Annotated in this window: 15 protein-coding genes; all 15 read right to left on the reverse strand. The window is 72.3% G+C overall.

The genetic code is table 11. The features are described from left to right. Positions 1 to 3: 3 nt before the first annotated feature. From ACZ4O3_RS25270 to ACZ4O3_RS25340, 15 genes are read right to left on the reverse strand one after another with little or no spacing between them, the layout of a single operon-like run. Entirely contained in the window at positions 4 to 1,338 is a 1,335-nt protein-coding gene (locus tag ACZ4O3_RS25270; RefSeq protein ID WP_362724292.1) for a glutamate-1-semialdehyde 2,1-aminomutase, read from the reverse strand. Between the two features lie 7 nt (positions 1,339 to 1,345). Continuing rightward, the gene (gene rfbC / locus ACZ4O3_RS25275; protein ID WP_362724295.1) at positions 1,346 to 1,897 is read right to left on the reverse strand and encodes a dTDP-4-dehydrorhamnose 3,5-epimerase; all 552 of its coding nucleotides are present in this window, start codon (positions 1,895 to 1,897) and stop codon (positions 1,346 to 1,348) included. Next, positions 1,894 to 3,126: a polysaccharide pyruvyl transferase family protein gene (locus tag ACZ4O3_RS25280; RefSeq protein WP_467724370.1), complete on the reverse strand. Its 1,233-nt coding sequence runs from the start codon at positions 3,124 to 3,126 to the stop codon at positions 1,894 to 1,896. The genes rfbC and ACZ4O3_RS25280 overlap by 4 nt, the downstream gene beginning before the upstream one ends. Continuing rightward, complete coding sequence (locus tag ACZ4O3_RS25285) at positions 3,123 to 4,070, reverse strand: glycosyltransferase family 2 protein (protein WP_467724372.1); 948 nt, start codon at positions 4,068 to 4,070, stop codon at positions 3,123 to 3,125. The genes ACZ4O3_RS25280 and ACZ4O3_RS25285 overlap by 4 nt, the downstream gene beginning before the upstream one ends. Next, positions 4,067 to 5,374 (reverse strand): hypothetical protein, encoded by a 1,308-nt coding sequence (locus ACZ4O3_RS25290; protein ID WP_467724374.1) that lies wholly within the window; start codon positions 5,372 to 5,374, stop codon positions 4,067 to 4,069. Before ACZ4O3_RS25290 ends, ACZ4O3_RS25285 begins: the two co-directional genes overlap by 4 nt. Continuing rightward, the gene (locus ACZ4O3_RS25295) at positions 5,371 to 6,624 is read right to left on the reverse strand and encodes a DUF4910 domain-containing protein (protein ID WP_467724537.1); all 1,254 of its coding nucleotides are present in this window, start codon (positions 6,622 to 6,624) and stop codon (positions 5,371 to 5,373) included. Before ACZ4O3_RS25295 ends, ACZ4O3_RS25290 begins: the two co-directional genes overlap by 4 nt. Positions 6,625 to 6,641: 17 nt before the next feature. Next, positions 6,642 to 7,667, reverse strand: coding sequence for an NAD-dependent epimerase/dehydratase family protein (locus tag ACZ4O3_RS25300; protein ID WP_362726459.1), 1,026 nt, complete (start codon positions 7,665 to 7,667; stop codon positions 6,642 to 6,644). Between the two features lie 3 nt (positions 7,668 to 7,670). After that, entirely contained in the window at positions 7,671 to 8,318 is a 648-nt protein-coding gene (locus tag ACZ4O3_RS25305) for a PIG-L deacetylase family protein (RefSeq protein WP_467724376.1), read from the reverse strand. Then, positions 8,315 to 9,109 carry a sugar phosphate nucleotidyltransferase gene (locus tag ACZ4O3_RS25310; RefSeq protein WP_362726456.1) on the reverse strand — a complete coding sequence of 265 codons (795 nt, stop codon included), beginning with the start codon at positions 9,107 to 9,109 and terminating at the stop codon, positions 8,315 to 8,317. Before ACZ4O3_RS25310 ends, ACZ4O3_RS25305 begins: the two co-directional genes overlap by 4 nt. Further along, on the reverse strand, positions 9,106 to 10,341 hold the full coding sequence (locus ACZ4O3_RS25315) for a methyltransferase domain-containing protein (protein ID WP_467724378.1): 1,236 nt from the start codon (positions 10,339 to 10,341) through the stop codon (positions 9,106 to 9,108). The genes ACZ4O3_RS25310 and ACZ4O3_RS25315 overlap by 4 nt, the downstream gene beginning before the upstream one ends. After that, positions 10,338 to 11,579, reverse strand: a complete 1,242-nt coding sequence (locus tag ACZ4O3_RS25320) for a glycosyltransferase (protein WP_467724379.1) — start codon at positions 11,577 to 11,579, stop codon at positions 10,338 to 10,340. Before ACZ4O3_RS25320 ends, ACZ4O3_RS25315 begins: the two co-directional genes overlap by 4 nt. Before the next feature lie 2 nt (positions 11,580 to 11,581). Then, entirely contained in the window at positions 11,582 to 12,826 is a 1,245-nt protein-coding gene (locus ACZ4O3_RS25325; RefSeq protein ID WP_362730490.1) for an O-antigen ligase domain-containing protein, read from the reverse strand. 1 nt (position 12,827) lies between these two features. Continuing rightward, positions 12,828 to 14,363, reverse strand: coding sequence for a right-handed parallel beta-helix repeat-containing protein (locus ACZ4O3_RS25330; RefSeq protein WP_467724381.1), 1,536 nt, complete (start codon positions 14,361 to 14,363; stop codon positions 12,828 to 12,830). A gap of 8 nt (positions 14,364 to 14,371) precedes the next feature. Beyond that, positions 14,372 to 16,342 carry an alginate lyase family protein gene (locus tag ACZ4O3_RS25335; protein WP_467724383.1) on the reverse strand — a complete coding sequence of 657 codons (1,971 nt, stop codon included), beginning with the start codon at positions 16,340 to 16,342 and terminating at the stop codon, positions 14,372 to 14,374. Continuing rightward, positions 16,339 to 18,534 carry a bi-domain-containing oxidoreductase gene (locus tag ACZ4O3_RS25340; protein WP_467724385.1) on the reverse strand — a complete coding sequence of 732 codons (2,196 nt, stop codon included), beginning with the start codon at positions 18,532 to 18,534 and terminating at the stop codon, positions 16,339 to 16,341. The genes ACZ4O3_RS25335 and ACZ4O3_RS25340 overlap by 4 nt, the downstream gene beginning before the upstream one ends. Between the last annotated feature and the right edge of the window lie 16 nt (positions 18,535 to 18,550).

Raw genomic sequence — 18,550 nt, forward strand, 5'->3', positions numbered from 1 at the left:
ACGTCACGCCAGGCGGCGGAAGACGGGCTTCACCGCGCGGCCGCCCAGCCAGGGGGTGGGGTCGGCCGCGTCCAGTGCCTTCCGGTACTCCGCACAGGCCTCGGCCACCACGTCGACGGTGCGGTCGATGTCCGTGTCGTCCAGTGCGCTGCTCACCACGAACGACGGGGCGAGCACCCCGCCCGCGAGCAGCCTGCGCAGGAACAGGGTGCGGTACGGCTGCGACGGCTGCAGGTCCTGGTCGAGGGTGGCGAAGACCAGGTTGCTGGCCCGGCCCCGGACGACGACGTGGTCGCCGACGCCCATGGCGGCCGCGGCGTCGCGGACACCGGCGGCCAACCGCTCACCGAGCGCGTGCAGCCGGGCGGTGACGCCCTCCTCGACGTAGACGGTCTGCACCGCCATCGCGGCTGCCAGGGAGTGCGTTTCCGCACCGTGCGTGGTGGACAGCAGGAACACCCGGTCTCCCGAGTCGCGCAGTCCGCCCCGCTCCATCAGGTCACGGCGCCCGGCCAGCGCGGACACGGCGAACCCGTTGCCCAGCGCCTTGCCGAACGTGGAGAGGTCGGGGACGACGCCGTACAGGCCCTGGGCACCCGCCTCGGACCAGCGGAAGCCGGTGATCATCTCGTCGAAGACCAGCAGGCAGCCGTGCCGGTCGGCCAGCTCACGCAGGCCGGCGAGGTAACCGGGCGGCGGCTCGGTGTGCGAGGCGGGTTCGAGGATCAGGCACGCGACCTCGTCCTGGTACCGGGTGAGCAACTCCTCCGTGGCGGCGAGGTCTCCGTAGGGGAAGGACAGGGTGAGTTCGGTGGTCGCCGGCGGGATCCCGGCGGACATCGGGGTGGTACCGATGAACCAGTCGTCCACGGAGAAGAACGGATGGTCGCCGCAGAGGGCCACCCGCTGCCGTCCGGTGACGGCGCGGGCGAGGCGGACCGCGGCGGTCGTGGCGTCGGAGCCGTTCTTCGCGAACTTCACCATCTCGGCGGTCGGCACCGTGGCCAGGAAGCGTTCCGCGGCCTCGACCTCGACGATCGACGGCCGGACGAAGTTGCTGCCGCGGTCGAGTTCGCGCCGCACCGCCTCCAGCACGCGCGGATGGGCATGGCCGAGGCTGACCGACCGCAGGCCGGACCCGTACTCGATGTAGCGGTTGCCGTCGACGTCCCACACGTGGGCACCCCTGCCGTGGCTGATGACCGGGGCCAGGTCCTCGGGGTACTGGTCGTCGCCCTTGGCGTAGGTGTGCGCGCCTCCTGGGATCAGGGCGTGCAGCCGCTCGTTGGCCTGCCGCGAGCGGGACAGGAGGAACCCCTCGGTGTCTTGGGTGTGCACGCCGACCTCATCTTTCTTGGTGCTTCTGGACTTCGGCGAGGCTCGGCGCCTCCCGGTCCCGTCGAGACATCGAGGTGACCGGGAGTGGCCACGGAATGGCGAGTTCCGGGTCGTCGAAGGCGATCGTCACGTCCTCGGCCGGATCGTGCTGACGGTCAATACGGTAAGAGGTGTCCGCGATTTCGGTAAGAGCCTGGAAGCCGTGCGCGCAGCCCGCCGGGATGTACACGGTCTTCTGCGTCTCGCCGGACAGCTCGAAGCAGGCCCGGCCCAGGTACGTCGGCGAGTCACGCCGCAGGTCCACGACGACGTCGAAGATCTGCCCGTACGAGCACCGCACCAGCTTGGCCTCGCCCGCGCCGGAGCGCAGGTGCAGGCCCCGCAGCACGCCGCGGACCGAGCGGGAGACGCTGTCCTGGACGAAGGCGTCCGGGTCCAGGCCCACCGAGCGGACCACCTCGGCGTCGAAGGTGCGGCAGAAGAAGCCGCGTTCGTCGGCGTACGGCGTCGGCTCGAACAGGAACGCGCCGGCGATCTCCGGGACTTCGGTCGCTTTCATGAAGCCTTCCGTGGGGCGTGGGCGTGGTCGTTCGGCCGGATCAGGGTCGTGGTCAAGGCGGTGAACTGCTGGGCGAGTTGCTGTGCGGCGGCCTGGTTCCGCTCGGCGAGGGTCCGCCGCAGCTCGGCCGAGTGCTTCTCCAGCGCCCGGAACTGTTCGAGCAGCCGGTCGGCGTCGACCTCGCGCGCCGGATGGCAGTACGCGCCGAGACCCATCCCGGCCATGAGCGCGTCGCTCTTGGCCGCATAGCTGAGTGCGAGCACGGGGGTACCGGTCTTCAGTGCGCAGATCAGGTTGTGGTAGCGGACCGCCACCACGGTGTCGGCGGCCGCCATCTCCTCCATCAGGTCCGCCAGTGAGACCGGATCGGCGGCGGTGACCAGCGGCGAGTCCACCGCGTCGAGGATCGCGGCGACCACCGGGGCGTCGCACCGGTCGCCGGTGAGCAGCCGGACCGGCCTGCCCTCCTCGACCAGCACACGGACGAACCGGATCGTCCCGTCGAGGTAACGCCGGTGGATCTCCCCGGCCCGGGCGCGGTCGTCGTTGCCGCCGTGGAAGTCCATGACGCCGAGGCAGACGGGGCCCGGCGTGCCGGTGGGCGCGCTCGCCCGTGGTGCCGGGAGGGAGAACGCGAGGTCGGGGTAGACCTCGTCGCGTGCGGTGTCCACGCCCATCGCCCGCATCGCGTCCCTGGACTGGGCGTCCCGGTACGACCGGTAGGCGGCCAGCCGTGCCGACCAGCGCACCAGGGCCCGGGTGGGCCGGTTGCCGATCCAGGCGGCGCCGACACTGACCAGCGCGACCCGGGTGCCCAGCAGCCGGCCGCTCGCACACAGCAGGAACAGCGAGTAAGGGAAGCCCCACGGGCGCAACGGCAGGGTGGCCTCCAGGACGCCCATGCCCGGCACGATCACCACCTCGTGCCGCCGTACCCAGGCGGCGGTGCGGAAGACGTCGACGAGTTTGCCGAGCCCCTTCGCCGCGATCGAGCCCGCACGGGACGCGGTCCGGTACTCCGCGCGGTTCCAGTGCAGCCGCGTGGCGGGGATCCCGAACCGGGCCGTGACGGCTTCGGGCCCGCCGCACAGCGCGTCCACGTCCGCGTCCGGGTGCTCGGCGCGGAGATAGGCGAGGACGGCCTCCAGCGACCCGTCGTTGCCGAGGTTGCCGGAGCCGAGCAGCCCGAACAGCCCGACGCGCACCGGCGCTCGGGTCCCGGACGTCATGCCTGCCTCCCCTCACGGCCGGCGACGAGCGCGTCGACGGAGACCGTGAGCAGGGCCGGGTCGACGGGCGCGCGGTCCTCGACCCGCTCGCCGGCGCCCGGCCGGACCCGGCTGGTCAGCCACTCGCCCAGGTGCCGGAAGCAGGCGCGCCGGTCGGCCGGGGACAGGGGCGCCCGCCGGATCGCCGAGGCGAACCCCCAGACGTACTCGGCGAGCAGCCGGGGCGTCGGGTGCAGCGGGCCGGCCCGGCGCGGGTCCAGGTTGACGCACCGGGAGCGCTTGGAGGGGTTGGCCCGCTCGGCGCGGGTGGGGTGGTCGCGGCGGAAGTACAGCAGCTCCGGCACCTGGTGGAAGGGCCCGTGCAGGGTGATCTCGGCGACGTACGTGCGGTCCGCGTGGTGGTAGCTGTCCATCGGTTTCACCCGGCGCAGCGTGTCGGTCCGCATCACCCCGTAGAAGTCGTCGCCGCCCGGCTCGAACAGCAGGCTGCGGAAGCGCTCCGGCGCGTGCGGCGAGTCGGTGGCCAGCGTGTAGTCGTAGGGGACCGTCACCTGGCCGTCGCCGTCGATGACCGCCTGGCCGGTGTGCGCGAGGATCACGTCCGGCCGCTCGTCCAGCGCCTCCACGCAGCGCCGCAGCAGGTCACGGCCGTACAGGTCGTCGTGCGAGGCCCACTTGAACAGCTCACCGCGGGACTCGGCCAGCACGTGGTTGTGGTTCGGCGTGGCACCGATGTTGCGGGGCAGCCGCAGGTAGCGGATGCGGGAGTCCTGCGCGGCGTACTTGCGGCAGATGTCCTGGGTCCCGTCGCTCGAGGCGTTGTCGGAGACGACCAGTTCGAAGTCCTCGTAGGTCTGGCCCAGCAGGGCGTCGAGGGACTCGGCCAGGTACTCCTCGCCGTTGTACACGGGCAGGCCGATGCTCAGCCTGGGTCGGGCGGTCATGAGGTCCTCACTTCGGGAATGGGTTCGCGGTGGTGCTCGCGCAGCGCGGAGCGCAGTTGCAGCCACCACACGGCCGAGCCGCTGAGGGTCGCGGCGGCTACGCCCCAGGCCGAGCCGGCCGTGCCGGCGACGGCCGCTCCGCCGAGCCCGCCGCCGACGTAGCAGGCGGAGGCGAACAGCTGGCAGCGCAGGCTGCGCCGGGCCGCGCCGAGTGCGCGCAGTCCGGCCGCCGCGCCGGTGCCGAGGCCGGCTCCCGCGACACTGAGGGTGATCTGCACGATGAGGTGCGAGGAGGAGTGCCAGACGTCGCCGAGCGCCAGTTCACCGAGCCGGCCCGGCATCAGCAGCAGCGCCGAGCCCCAGAGCAGCGCTCCGGCGGCCTGCCCGCCGCCCAGCAGCAGACAGAACCTGCCCAGTTGGTGCGGGTCCCGCCGCAGCACCCGTGCCGCTTCCGGGACGGTGACCAGCGAGAGCCCCATGAGTACGGCGAGGAACGGGCCGAGCAGGAGTTCGGCGCCGCGTACCGCGCCCACCGCCCCGACCCCGACGATCACGCCGAGCCCGTACGCCCGTACCTGGCTGGCGCCGCTGAGGCTGACGTTCTCGACCAGGTACCGGTAGCCGAGGTCGCGCTGTTCGCGCAGCCAGCCGCGCGCCTCGGTCGTCCGGGGCCGGATGCCGGACTGGAGGCAGCCGTACCCGGCGGCCACCGTGGCGGACGCCCCCCAGGCGAGCACGAAGGCGGCCACGGTGTCCACGTGGGCCGCCACCACCATGGCCGGGACCAGCGCGATGCCCCACACGACGTCGTTGACGAACGCCTTCCGCCCGGTGCCGGCGGCGAAGAACGAGAACCGCCAGGCGTCCTGGAGCAGCAGCCCCGGCAGCATGAGTCCGAGGGCCGCGAAGGCGGGTCCCACCCGGCCGCCGAGGCCGAGCCCGGCCGCCAGGCACAGCACGCCGAGGACCGAGCCGACGCCGAGCGCGGTGCCCGTCGAACGGGACGTCGCCCCGCGCCAGGACACCTCCGGCACGCCGCTGAAGCGCACCACGAGCGGGTCGGTGGCGAGGCCTCGGGAGACGTTGAGCACCACGCCGTAGGTCACCCAGGCCAGGCTGAACACGCCGAACGCGGTCACGCCGAGCGAGCGGGCCACGTAGATGCCCACCGCGAAGTTGCTGATGCTGGAGGCGGCCTGGTCGGCCAGTCCCCAGGACAGCCGGCCGACCAGGGCCCGCTTGGCGGACCCGGCCGGTGGCGCCGTCGTACGCGGATTCTCCCCCTGGGTGGTCATGGGCGTCATTCCTTGACCAGGTCGGCGCCGCGCAGGGCATCGGCCGCGGCGGCGACGGTGTCGAACGGCAGCCCGGACCGCTCGGCGACGTCCAGCAGACTGTGCTCGCCGTCGGAGAGGCTGAGCACCCAGAGCATGGCCATCTGGGCCTGCTTGGTGTCGCTGCGGCCGCCGACCGCGTCGTACAGCCCGCGCCGGCCGAGCTGCGGTTCGCCGCAGGGGCTGAGGTTGACGTACCGCCGGTTGCGGTCGAGGACGGCGAACGCCTCCCGGCACACCGCCAGGGTGTCCGCCATCGCCGCCGGGGAGACGAACTCCAGGTTGTCCGCCGAGGTGTGGTACTCGGGGTAGCCGGCGTACGGCGTCCGGGTGAGCGAGCCGACGCCCAGGTTGAAGCCGGGCGAGCAGAACTGCCTCTCGTCGTAGCCGTAGGGAGTGAACTCGGTGATGCGGTGCGGGCGTTCGGATGCGGTCAGCACATGCCGGAGCACCCGGTCGATCTCCGCGTCGCCGCGCCTGCTCCGCTTGTACGTCAACCGGCCCGGGTCCCCGGCACAGGCGAGGACCAGGCCGTGCTTGACCCGGTCCACCCGTTCCGCGTTGCGGGCCAGCCAGGTGATCGCCCCGATGGTGCCGGGCGCGAACAGGAACCGGTAGGTGTAGTAGGTCGGTTGCTCGGCCAGCGCCCGGGCCAGGAACGTCGCCACCGCGATGCCGGCCAGGTTGTCGTTGGCCAGCGACGGGTGGCAGACGTGGCAGGAGACGATCACCTCGTCGGCGACCTGCCCGGGGACCACGTACTCGGCGTAGGTGAGGTGGCCGTCGGCCAGGGTGGAGTCGATGCGCACCTCGTACTCGCCGTCCGGCAGCGCGTCCAGGGTCTCCTGGGCCAGGCAGAACCCCCAGTCCGGCTTGTAGTAGCTGGTGCGGTACGGCACCCAGGACGGGTGCTCGGGCAGGGTGTGCAGGTGTCCGCGCAGCTCGGCGAGGGGCATGGTCGCCGACACCGGCACGCTGTAGCCGAGTACGTGCAGGCTGGACGCGGCGAAGTCGACGACCCTGCGGCCCGTGGTGTCGGCGACGTACGCGTCCCGGATGTTCCACTCCTGCGGCACTGTCCAGTCGAGCACCTGCGTACCGGTCGGCACCTCGTGCACCTGCAGCGGGATGTACTCGCCGACGATGTCCAGGGTGGCGCGCACACCGTCGCCGGTGATGCTCCGGCAGAGCGGGTACATCCGCTCCACCAGCCCGTACATCTCCTCGCTCACGTCGGTCACCGGCGCCGCCGCAGGGTGTCGTCGACGCTGCCCGCCTCGGATGCCGCACGCAGTACGGCCAGCCGGGTGAAGCGCTGCTCGAAGTCCTCCCGGGTCAGCCCGAACTTCCGGTAGGCGTCGGCGAGTTCGAGCGCTCCCTGCTTCACCGTCCACTCGCAGTCGAAGCCGGGGACCGCGGCGCGGAACCGGGCGAAGTCCACCCGGTAGGACCGCGGATCGGCCCCGTTCTCCCCGGTGATCACCACCTTCGCGCCGGACACCGCCTCGGCGACCTGTTCGGCGATCTCGGCGACCGTGACGTTGTTGACCTCGCTGCCGATGTTGAACGCCCGGTCGTGCACCGCCCGGCGCGGCGCGGTCAGCGCGGCCGTGAAGGCCCGGGCGATGTCGGCGGCGTGCACCAGCGGCCGCCAGGGCGTGCCGTCGGAGAGCACGAGGACCTCACCGGAGAGGAGCGCGTGGCCCACGAGGTTGTTGAGCACGATGTCGGCGCGCAGCCGGGGCGAGAAGCCGAAGGCGGTGGCGTTGCGCATGTACACCGGGGTGAAGTCGCCGTCGGCGAGTTCGTGCAGGTCGTCCTCCACCCGCACCTTGGACTCCGCGTACGGTGTCACCGGGCGCAGGGGGGCGTCCTCGGCCACCAGGCCGTCACCGCCGGCGGCGCCGTAGACGGAGCAGGTCGACGCGTACAGGAAACGCTGCACTCCGGCGTCGCGGGCCAGCCGGGCAAGGTGCACGGACGCGTGGTGGTTGATGTCGTAGGTGAGCTCCGGGGCCAGCGAGCCGAGCGGGTCGTTGGAGAGCGCGGCCAGGTGGATCACGGCGTCCACCCCGGCCACGTGGTCGGCGGTGACGTCGCGCAGGTCCACCCGCTGCCCCGGCGGGTCGGCGGGCCGCGGGCCCAGCACGCAGTCGGCGAACAGGCCGGCGTCGAGGCCGACGACCTCGTGGCCGGCGGCCTCGAGGACCGGGGCCATCACGGTGCCCAGATAGCCCTGGTGTCCGGTCAGTAGTACGCGCAAGGTTCAACCCCCCAGGTTGAGCGTGAGTTTGGCGACGGCGAACGCCTCGGCGTAGCGCGCGTGGCATTCGATGCCGCGGATCCGGGCGAGGCCCAGGAAGGCCTCCCGGTCGTACCAGGGCCGGTGCCGCTGCGAGGGGTAGTGCTCCTGCAGCAGCCGTACCTTCTGCTCTGCGGTCTCCGCCTCCAGCGGCTGGTAGGCGGCCGGCCGGCCGAGGTCGCCGTCCCACTTGACGATCTCGTAGCCGAGTACGAGGTGGTCACGGAACGCGGTGGTCATGAGCTGCGCCAGGCCGCGGTGGTCCTGGTGGGCGTCGTCGGTGCGCGGTGCGAGGACCAGGTCCGGGTCGGTCCGCTCGCGCAGTTCCTCGACCGCGGACTTGGCCTCCTCCCAGTGCGCCGGGAACCGGCCGTCCGGCAGCTTGTGCACGGTCAGCCGCAGGTCGGCGCCCGGGCAGAAGGCGGCGAGCGCCGCCTGCTCCTCCTGCTCGCGCCCGCTGCCGCCGCCGGTGAGCACCAGCGCGTCGACACGGATGCCCGGCCGCGCCTGACACAGCGTCAGCAGTGTGCCGCCGGCGCCGATGGCGATGTCGTCGCAGTGCGCGCCCACCGCGACGATCCGGTCCAGGGGCCCGGCCCCGAGCCGGATCACGCTCCCACCCCGGCACGGTCCCGTTCCCACACGGCCCACGGACGGTCGCCCCGGGTGTAGGCCTCGTCGAGCGCGGCCCGCTCCTTCACCGTGTCGGTCGGCTTCCAGAAGCCGCGGTGCTGGTGCGCCACCAGCCGCCCCTGCTTGGCCAGTTGGGCGCATCCGTCGGCGACCAGGTCGCCGTTCTCCGGTATGTGGTCGAAGATCTCCTGGCGGAGCACGAAGTAACCGCCGTTCTCCCACAGCGGCAGTTCGCTCACCGCGGTGATGCCTCCCACCAGGCCGTCCTCGCCCAGCTCCACACAGTGGAAGGACGACTGAGGCGGGACCACCATCATGGATGCCCCGGCGTCGCGCGCGGCGAACTTGTCGATCATCTCCGGCAGCGGGGCGTCGGTGAGCACGTCGGCGTAGTTGGCGAGGAACATCTCGTCGCCGTCCAGGTGCTCCCGCACCCGGCGCAGCCGCTCCCCGATGGGGGACTCGATGCCGGTCTGCACGAACGTGATCGTCCAGTCGGCGATGTCGGTGGAGAGCAGCTCGGTGCGCCCGCCGCGCAGGACGAAGTCGTTGGACGTCGTCTCCTCGTAGTTGAGGAAGAAGTCCTTGATGTGGTGGGCCCCGTAGCCGAGGCACAGGATGAACTCCGTGTGCCCGAAGTACGCGTAGTAGCGCATGACGTGCCAGATCAGCGGGCGCGGGCCGACCATCGCCATCGGTTTGGGCACGTCGTCGGAGGCGCCGTTGCGCATCCGCATCCCGTAACCGCCGCAGAACAGGACGACCTTCATGACTTCACCTCGACGACGCTCAGTTCCGGGATGGGAAAGACCAGCCGTCCGCCCCACTCGTGCACGAAGGACAGCTGCTCGACCAGTTCGGCCCGCAGGTTCCACGGGAGGACGAGGACGTAGTCCGGCTTGTCGGCGGCTATGCGCTCGGGCGACAGGATCGGCACGCGGGTCCCCGGGGTGAACCTGCCGTGCTTGTAGGGGTTGCGGTCGACGGTGTAGGCGAGCAGGTCGGGGCGGATGCCGCAGTGGTTGAGCAGGGTGTTGCCCTTGCCCGGGGCGCCGTAGCCGACGACCCTCTCACCGCGCTCGGCGGCCTCGATGAGGAATCTCAGCAGGTCCCGGCGCACCTTGGCCACCCGGGCGGAGAACTCGGTGTACCCGGACAGCTCCTGCAGCCCGGCGGCCTTCTCCCGGTCCAGTACGTCGGCCACCCGCCGGCTCGGCTCGGCGGCCGCCTCGGCCGGCCGGGCCCACAGCCGGATGGAGCCGCCGTGCGTGGGCAGCAGCTCGACGTCCACGAGGGTGAGGCCGCCGCTCGCCAGCGCCCGGATCGCGGACGCGACCGTGTAGTACTGGAAGTGCTCGTGGTAGATGGTGTCGTACTGGTTCTCCTCGATCAGGGTCAGCAGGTGCTGCACCTCGACGGAGACCCAGCCGTCGTCGGCGACCAGGGCGCGCAGCCCCTGGGTGAAACCGACCACGTCGGGGATGTGCGCGTACACGTTGTTGGCCACGACCAGGTCCGCCGGGCCGTGTTCGGCGCGGACGGCGGCGCCGGTCTCCGGGGAGAGGAACTCGGTGAGTGTGGGCACGCCCGTCTCCCGTGCCGCGGCGCCGACGTTCACCGACGGCTCGATGCCGAGGCAGCGGATCCCCCGGTCCACCACGTGCTTCAGCAGGTATCCGTCGTTGCTCGCCACCTCGACCACGAAGGAGTCGGGGCCGAGCGCCAGCCGCTCCGCGGCGCCGGCGACGAAGGTGCGCGCGTGCTCCACCCAGGACGTCGAGTACGAGGAGAAGTAGGCGTACTCCTTGAAGGTCTCCTCCGGTGTGATCAGCGGCGGGATCTGCGCGAGCCAGCAGTCGGTGCAGACCCGCAGGTGCAGCGGGTACGCGGGCTCCGGATCGTCCAGTTGGTCCGCGGCGAGGAAGCTCTCGCACGGCGGTGTCGCCCCCAGGTCGACGACGCTCGCCATCGCTTCCGAGCCGCAGAGTCGGCATCGTGTCATGTGCTGTCCCCATCCCCCCTGCTCGCGCGGGTGTCCCCGCCGCGAGCCTGTGCCGACCGCTCCGCGATCGCGGTGCGGTACTCCTCCAGCAGGCGCTCCAGGCCGACGGCCGGGCTGAATCCCTGCTCGTAGCGGCGGCGGGCCGCCTGGCCCATCGCCCGGTTGCGGTCCGGGTCGGCCGCGACCCGGCGTATGCAGGACGCGAGCGAGGCGGGCTCGCCCGGCCGGTGCAGCAGCCCGGTGACGCCGTCCTCGACGAGTTCGACGAAGGCGCCGTGGCCGGCGGCGACGGCCGGCACCCCGGCCGCCATCGCCTCCACGACCACCAGCCCGAACGCCTCCAGCCAGGTCGAGGGAGCCGTCACGGCGACCGACCGTGCGATGAACTTGCGGCACTCCGCGGTGTCCAGCAGGCCGACGCAGCGCACGTCGTCCCGGCCCGCGGCCCAGGCGGTCACCTCGCGCTCCAGCGGCCCGGCGCCGGCGATCACGAGCGGCACGCCCACCCCGCCGACCGCCGCGATCTCGTCCCACGCGGTCATGAGCAGCCGGACGCCCTTGGCCTCCGCGAGCCGGCCGAGGTAGAGCACGTGCTCACCCTCGGCTTCCCGGCAACTGCCCGGATCGGACACGAAGTTGTGCTTCACCGTCAGCCGCTCGGCCGGCATCCCGGACCGGACCAGGACATCGCGCTGCGCCGCGGAGATGCAGAGGAACCGCTCCACGCCGGACCACCACCGGCGCCGGTTGACCGACAGGCTGACCGCGAGCGGCACCGTCGCGAGGCGGGAGCCGCGGTAGCAGCCGTGCCGGACGGCGGGCAGCGGCGCGGAGCCGACGCACTCGGTGCACGGCCGGCCGGCCCGCTGGAGCGTGCCGGGCGGACAGACCTGGGTGTAGTTGTGCAGCGTGGCGACGGCGGGCACACCGGCGTCGGCGCACGCGGCGAGGACCGCGGGCGACAGGAGCGGGAAGACGTTGTGGACGTGCACCACGTCCGGCGGCTCGGTGCGCAGCAGGGCGGCGAGTTCGGTGCGGACCGCCGGGTTCCACGGCACCAGGAGCGGCACCGCGGCCTTGCCGAGGAGGGACCGGTCGGCGATGTCGTCGCTGCGCCGCTCGAAGACCTCGACCCGGTGGCCGGCCGCGCGCAGCAGCTCCACCTCCTGGTCGACGACCTTGTTCTCTCCGCTCGGCTGCGCCGAGCCGTAGCGGTTGTGCACCACGAGAACGTGCATGCTCAGGTCGCCTCCGTTCCCTGGGCGAGTCGGCGGGGTACTCCGGGCGGCGAGGGGGAAGCCGCCACGGCGGGTGCCGCCAGCAGCGAGGCGGCCAGGGCGAGATGCAGCAGATACGGCGAGGCGTCGCCGAGTCCGGCCTCGGTGTACGAGGCGACCGCGCAGTAGCTGATCAGGAAGATCGCGCAGGCCCGCTGCAGCGACGGCGGCCGCAGCAGCGCGACGCCGCCCAGCACGATGATGATCACCGCGACCAGGGTGACGCCGATCAGACCCTGCTCGTTGTAGACGGCCAGCCAGCTGTTGTCGATCGGCAGCCCGCCGTAGGACTTGTCGCCCAGGCCCACGCCCAAGAACTTCTCCGAGGTGGACCGCGGTGCGGACAGGAGAGCGTCCCAGACCTTGGCCCGTCCGGTGAGGCTGGAGAAGTTCTCCTTGCTCTGTCCGCGCAGGAACCACGTCTGCAGTGCGGAGGCGAACCCCGCCACGGCCACCACGGCGCACAGCACCGCCCAGGTGAAGAAACGGCGGGCGGCGGCGCTGGTGAGGACGAGCGAGCCGATCGCCAGGGCCAGTCCGATGAACAGGCCGAGCGTGGCCGTCCGGGTATGGGTCAGGGCGAGCAGCACGAAGGACGGCACGATCACCACCACGGCGCTGGTCCGGTCGGTCCTGCGGCCGAGGACGAGCAGTACGGTGAGCCCGATGATCACCGCCGCGTACTGCCCGATCTGCGGTGGGGTCAGCGGCCACAACGCGCCCACCAGGCGTCCGCCGTAGAGGTCGGGCAGAGCCGCGCCCGGTGAGACGAGCAGGCCGGCGGCGACCGATCCGAGCACCGCGAAGTACGCCCTGATGTGGTGTCGGACGAACGTCAGGCTGCCGTCCCACCAGCGGCTGAGCAGCCACAGGGTGCCGATGAACAGAGCCAGCCGGGCACAGCGGAACAGCGCGCCGAACCCGGACTCCAGGTTCGCGCTGGAGATCACGCTCGTCACCAGCAACAGGGTGAGCAGCAGCAGGTAGGCGCTGGGGCGGACGCGGAGACGGAGGTTGACCGCGAGCGCCAGCCCGAACGCGGCGACCAGGGCGCCCATGGTGACCATCTGGATGAGGGAACGGGGCAGCGGGACGATGGTCTTCGCCCCGGCGGAGCCGAGCGTGTTGAGGACCAGCAGCCCCCAGACGACCCCGACGAGCCTCGGGCCGCCGGCGGGGCCCGGTGCGATGCCGGACCTGGTGTCCATCTCAACCACCGGCCCGGATGTCGAGGGTGCTGCCCGCGTCCTGCCGGTAGTCCATGCCCTGCCACTCGTCGAAGTCGAGCACCCGGCTCGGGTCGTAGGCGACGAACTTCCACGGTCCGAGGTAGACGTTGTCGTGCCAGCGGTTGTCCTGTTCGTGGGTGATCGCCTCAGCCACCTTCTCGCCCTTGTACGGCGACCAGTCCGGGTAGGTTCCGTAGTTGGACAGCACCGCCATGCGGTCGCACATCTCCGTGCACTCGACCACGGACTTGTCGAGCACGAAGCGGTTGTCGTGGATGTCCACGCGCTGGGTCTTCCACCGGCAGTCGGCGTAGAGCGGCGCTTTGTCGATCGCCGGCTTCACGCAGCGGCCGGTGTCCTTCACCAGCAGCGTGCAGTCACCGGACGAGGTGTTGGCCGGACTGTTGCAGAAGCGGTCGGCGTTCTCCCACAGGGTGATCCCCGACCAGTTGTTCTCCAGCACGTTCCGGTAGATCTCGATCTTGTCGGTGCGGGCCCGGATCCGCGGTTCACCGCCGGACTCGGACAGGTAGACGGTCGCGTACGGGAAGGTGTCGCCCCGGTCGGCGTACCTGCGGCCCTCGACCCGGTTGTTCCGCCGGATCGTGTTGTTCCGGATGATCGCGTTGTAGCTGGTCTCGTAGATCAGCGCGGGACCGGCGTTGGCATCGAGCACGTTGTTCTCGATGACGAAGTCGTTGTTGTCGGTGTCCGCCCACAACCCCGCTCCGTGGTTGTCGTGCACCCAGTTGCCGCGCACGTCCGCGCCGTCGACGGCCCAGAACTTGACGCCCCCGGTGCAGCCGCAGCCCTCCTGCCGCCGCTCCCAGTCGTCGGTGTTGTTGCCCACGATCTCGTTGTCCTCGACCACCAGGTCGCTGATACCGCCACCGCCCTTGTACGCGTTCAGTCCGTACTGCCCGTTGTCGCGCAGGCAGTTGGCGACGACGCGCTGGCGGGCACCGGCCATCAGCGCCGCCCCCGAGTTGTTCTGGATCGTCGCGTGCTCGATCACCCACCCGTCGGCCGAGTCGTGGTTGACCACGCCCTCGTTCTGCGGCGCGACGAAGTGCTGCACCGTCAGATAGCGGATGGTGACGTCGCGGGCGGTACCCGCGAACGCGTACTGGTTCTTCCTCCCGCCGTCGAGCACCGCGCCCGGCGCACCGAGATAGCGGTCCCCCTTCTTGGGCACGACCTGGGCGTACCGGTCCGGGTCCAGCCGGTGCTTGCCCGGCCGGAGCCAGAAGGTGGTGTCCGGCGGGCTGTTCCTGGTCTTCGACGCCAGGTCGCCGACGACCGCCGGGTCGACCGGCACCGCGCCCGCCGGGGCCTTCGCCGGCCCGGCCCCGGGGTTGGCGCACGCCCGGGCCACGGACCGGGCCGCGGACGTGGACGGCGCGGCGGTCGGCTCCGCCGCCGGGGCGTCCGGCGTGCTCTCACAGCCGGTCGCCGTCAGCAGGGCCAGCGCCAGCAGTGCCGCCCCCGGCGCCCAGTGCCGCCTCTTGTTCCCCACGTGCCCCCCTAGCGGCCGAACCTGAGGACAGTGGTGAACCCCATGACGCCGTCGGCGGTGGTGCCGGTGCCGATCAGCGTCGTGGTGGGTTCCTTGCGCCCGAATCCCGCGGAGTACCAGCCCAGCGGCGGGCCGGTCTCGCCGCGGTGCGCCCGCCAGGACAGCTCTCCGGGCAGGTCCAGCACCGCGGACCGCCCCTCGCCGTCCCGGATCCAGGTGAGCACCGCCCGGTTCCCCACCAGGTCCGCGGCGATCGCCGGGCCGAGGTGGAACGCCAGCTCCACCGCCCGGCGCGGGCCGCGCACCTCGTCGACCACCGTGAGCTCCCGGCTCGCGGCCGTCAGCTCCACCCGCCGGCGGTGCACGGAGCCCTGGTACCCGTCGTGCTCGGCCGACCAGCGGGCGACGCCGTCGCCGGACGGGTCCGCGGTCAGGACGCGGGTGCGGGCATGCCGGGTCCACAGGAACGGGCCGCCGGAGACGGACTGGTCGGCGCCGTCCAGCCGCAGCGTGTTGTGGCCGAGGGTGGACCGGAAGTACTGCCGCCACGCGGGCTGCCCGTGGTAACAGAACGTCCCCGGGTCGGCGAGCACGTCGACGCCGTCGTGCCGGACCTCCACGGCGAGCGCGTCCGCGTGGGCGTGCGCGGCGATGGACAGGAAGCCGTGCGGACCACCGTCGCAGCGGCACCAGATCTCTCCCGGACCGCGCAGGATGGTGAGCCCCGCGTCGGCGAAGTGGTCCGGCCGGCCGGCCGGCCGGGACACGGCCGGTGCGGCGGCGCCCTTCGGGTACGGCCGGACCAGCGCGGACAGCAGCGGGGTGCGCACATCGGTGCCGGGCACCTCCGGCCACCATTCGAGCCGTCCGAAGACGGCGTCGCCGGTGGCCAGCAGGGAGCCCCAGCGGTCGGTGCCCGCGCCGTCCACGACCAGGCCGTACCCGTCGTCCGCGTCCCCCTGGCGCGGCGGCCGCAGCCGGCTGTCCACGACGGCCGCGAGCGCGTCGGTCATCCGCAGCAGCACCAGACGGACGGACGGCGGGACCGCTACACCCGCGGCGTCGGCCTCGGCCACCGCGGCCAGGCCCAGTTCCAGCACGAGCCCGTGGTACTCGGTGGCCAGCTCGCGGTTGAGGCCGGAGGCGAAGGTGTTGCCGCGCAGGTGCCGCTCCAGCGACCGCAGCGCGTCACCGCGCCAGCGCCCCGAGGACGGGAACCAGCCGAACGCGCACGCCGCCGCGAGCTGCCCAGCGGCCTCGGCGATGACGTGGTTGTTGGCCGACGACCCCCGGCTCGGGAAGGCGGCCAGCCAGCGCTGGTGGTGCCAGATCTGGTCGAGCGCCACCGGGTTGTCCTCGAACAGCCCGGCCGCGCCCGGCCAGTCGTCGAGCAGCCGGCGGATCCACACCCAGGACAGCAGCCGGATGCCCAGCTCGATGCCGCTGATCCAGTGCACGCCCCGCAGCGGCGGGTTGGCCGCCCACCACGACCGCAGATGTTCGGCCACCCGCTCGGCGTACCGCTCGTTCCCGGTGACCGCGTAGGCGGCGGCGAGCACGGTGAGGTACTGGTGCCGGGACAGCTCCCAGATCTGCTTGATGTCCCCGACCGCGTCCTCGTTCCGGTAGGGCACGTCGAAGGCGTAACCCCCCGGCGCCCGGCGCCCGGTCTTCGGGTCGCGCCACCAGTCCGGGTCGACGAGGTCGTCGCGGACCACCCCGAAATACTCGACGTGCCCGTACATCAGCCGGTCCGCCTCGGCGACGAGACGTTTCGCGGCTTCCGGTGGCACCGCGGCGAGGGTCCCGGCGGGCAGCACAGCGGTGAACCGGGCGCCGGTCACGGCCGGGCCCTTCGGCCGGTCGGACCGCCACCGCCGTCTGCGCACCGCGTCACCGGCCCGGCCCGCGACCTCCCGCGGCCCCATCCGGGACAGCCGGCGCAGGTACCAGCCCGCGCTCCCCGAGGTCACGGTCATCGCGTCCTCGCCAACGTCACCGGCGCACCGCCGGCCAGGCCGGCCTGCACGGCGAGGGTGGCCGCCGTGGTCGCGACCAGCGACTCGACCGGCACCGGCATCGGCCCACCGGTGCGCACGGCCTTGATGAACGCGGCCAGCTCGGCGTTCTGGCCCTTGTCCCGGGCCTTGGGCAGCCGTGAACTTACCCAGCGCTTGCGGCCGTAGACCGAGGCCCGGACGAAGTCGTCCAGCCGCAGCACCTTGCCGTCCGCGACCAGGTCCAGCGTCTCCTTGGGGAAGCCGGGCGCACCGGTGGTGACGTAGCTGATGGTGGCCGTGGACCCGTCCGGGTAGCGCAGCACGACCTGCAGGTCGTCGTTGCCGGACGTGGCCACCGCGTAGACGGAGACCGGGTCGGCCTCCAGCAGCCAGCTCGCCGTGTCGATGAAGTGGCCGCCCTCGCCGGCGAACCGCGAGCCCTCGGTGCCCTGTTGGAGGTACCAGCTGCCGTGCTGGAGCCGGCCGGCGTTGACCAGGTAGCGGAGGTTCGCCGGACCGGTGCGGACGCCGAACCGGTCTCTGGCCTGCTGAAGCAGCGGCGCGAAGCGGCGGTTGAAGCCGACCTGCAGCCGGTCGTTGCCGGACTCCTCCACCGCCGCGAGCACGCCGGCCAGTTCGTCCTCGGTCAGAGCCAGGGGCTTCTCGACGAACACGGTCTTGCCGGCCAGCAGCGCCTTGCGGGTCAGTTCGGCGTGCGAGCTGTGCCGGGTGACCACGAACACCGCGTCGACGGACTTGTCGCCGAGCACGGCGTCGAGGTCGGTGGTCGCCTGGGCGAAGCCGAACTTGCGCTGTGCGTTGGCCGCGGAGAGCGCCGTGGTGGTGACGACGGTCGACAGCTCGACGCCGTCGCGCTGGGCCAGGTGCGGCAGCAGCATCGACGTCGCGTAGTTCCCCGCGCCCACGAACGCGAGGCGTACCGGCGCGGTGGCGGCCCGGGCCGGGGTGGCCGCTCCCCCGCCGCGGCGCACCGCGGGTACGGCCACCGACGGGACCTGCGCCTCCCCTTCCTTCGCTTCCGCCGCCTGTCCGGGGTAGCGGAACAGCACGGCCACGGCCTTCAGTTCGCCGTCCTTCAGACGCCGGTACGTCTCGACCGCGTCGTCGAAGTCGGCGACGTGCGAGACCAGGGGCTCCACGTCGACGCTGCCGCGGGCGACCAGGTCGAGGAAGCACGCGAGGTTGCGGCGCTCGGTCCAGCGCACGTAGCCGATCGGGTAGTCGCGTCCCTCCAGTTCGTACTCCGGGTCGTAGCGCCCGGGACCGTAGCTGCGCGAGAACCGGACGTCGAGTTCCTTCTCGTAGTACGCGTTCCACGGCAGGTCCAGGCGGCACTTGCCGATGTCGACGACCCGGCCGCGGTCCCGGCAGAGCCGGGCGGCCAGCTCGACGGGCTGGTTGCTGCCGCCGCCCGCGGCCAGATACACCTGGTCCACGCCGTGTCCGTCGGTGAGTTCGGCGACGGCGGCCTCCACGGCCGCGGACGCGGGGTCGCCGCAGGCCGCGGCGCCCAGGCGTTCGGCGAGTTCGCAGCGCGTCGGGTCGGGGTCGGCGCCGACGACGCGGACCCCGGCGGCGGTCAGGAGCTGGACCACCAGCTGCCCGATCAGGCCGAGGCCGATGACCAGGGCCACCTCGCCGAGCTGCGGCTCGCCCTGGCGGACGCCCTGCATCGCGATCGCCCCGACGGTGCCGAAGGCGGCGTGGCGTGGCGCGAGCCCGTCCGGCACCGGCGTGTAGAGGTTCCTCGGGACCCAGTTCAGCTCGGCGTGCAGCGCGTGCTCGTTGCCGGCGCAGGCCACGAGGTCGCCCACCTTCACGTCGTCGACGCCGGTGCCGACCTGCTCGACCACCCCGCACAGCGAGTAGCCGAGCGGCGTGTAGGAGTCCAGCTTGCCCATCACCTTGCGGTAGGTGGCGGGCAACCCGTTGGTGGCCACGCTCTGCATGACCTTGGCCACCTGGTCGGGGCGGGAACGGGCCTTGCCCAGCATCGACATGCCGGCCTCGGACACCTTCATGAGCTCGGTGCCGGTGGAGATCAGCGAGTAGGCGCTGCGGACCAGCACACCACCCGGCTTGCACCCCGGCACCGGAACGTCGAGCACCGCCAGCTCGCCGCTCTTGTAGTTCTGTACGACCTGCTTCACCGAAGTCCCCTGATTC

It is taken from the genome of Streptomyces sp. NPDC026515 (assembly GCF_055567595.1).

Bases quoted from the DNA above. Each gene is read 5' to 3' on its own strand.
- ACZ4O3_RS25335 (WP_467724383.1), bottom strand. From the start codon at position 16,342: ATGACCGTGACCTCGGGGAGCGCGGGCTGGTACCTGCGCCGGCTGTCC.
- ACZ4O3_RS25280 (WP_467724370.1), bottom strand. From the start codon at position 3,126: ATGACGTCCGGGACCCGAGCGCCGGTGCGCGTCGGGCTGTTCGGGCTG.
- ACZ4O3_RS25320 (WP_467724379.1), bottom strand. From the start codon at position 11,579: ATGCACGTTCTCGTGGTGCACAACCGCTACGGCTCGGCGCAGCCGAGC.
- ACZ4O3_RS25315 (WP_467724378.1), bottom strand. From the start codon at position 10,341: ATGACACGATGCCGACTCTGCGGCTCGGAAGCGATGGCGAGCGTCGTC.
- ACZ4O3_RS25285 (WP_467724372.1), bottom strand. From the start codon at position 4,070: ATGACCGCCCGACCCAGGCTGAGCATCGGCCTGCCCGTGTACAACGGC.
- ACZ4O3_RS25295 (WP_467724537.1), bottom strand. From the start codon at position 6,624: ATGTACGGGCTGGTGGAGCGGATGTACCCGCTCTGCCGGAGCATCACC.
- ACZ4O3_RS25310 (WP_362726456.1), bottom strand. From the start codon at position 9,109: ATGAAGGTCGTCCTGTTCTGCGGCGGTTACGGGATGCGGATGCGCAAC.
- rfbC (WP_362724295.1), bottom strand. From the start codon at position 1,897: ATGAAAGCGACCGAAGTCCCGGAGATCGCCGGCGCGTTCCTGTTCGAG.
- ACZ4O3_RS25325 (WP_362730490.1), bottom strand. From the start codon at position 12,826: ATGGACACCAGGTCCGGCATCGCACCGGGCCCCGCCGGCGGCCCGAGG.
- ACZ4O3_RS25290 (WP_467724374.1), bottom strand. From the start codon at position 5,374: ATGACGCCCATGACCACCCAGGGGGAGAATCCGCGTACGACGGCGCCA.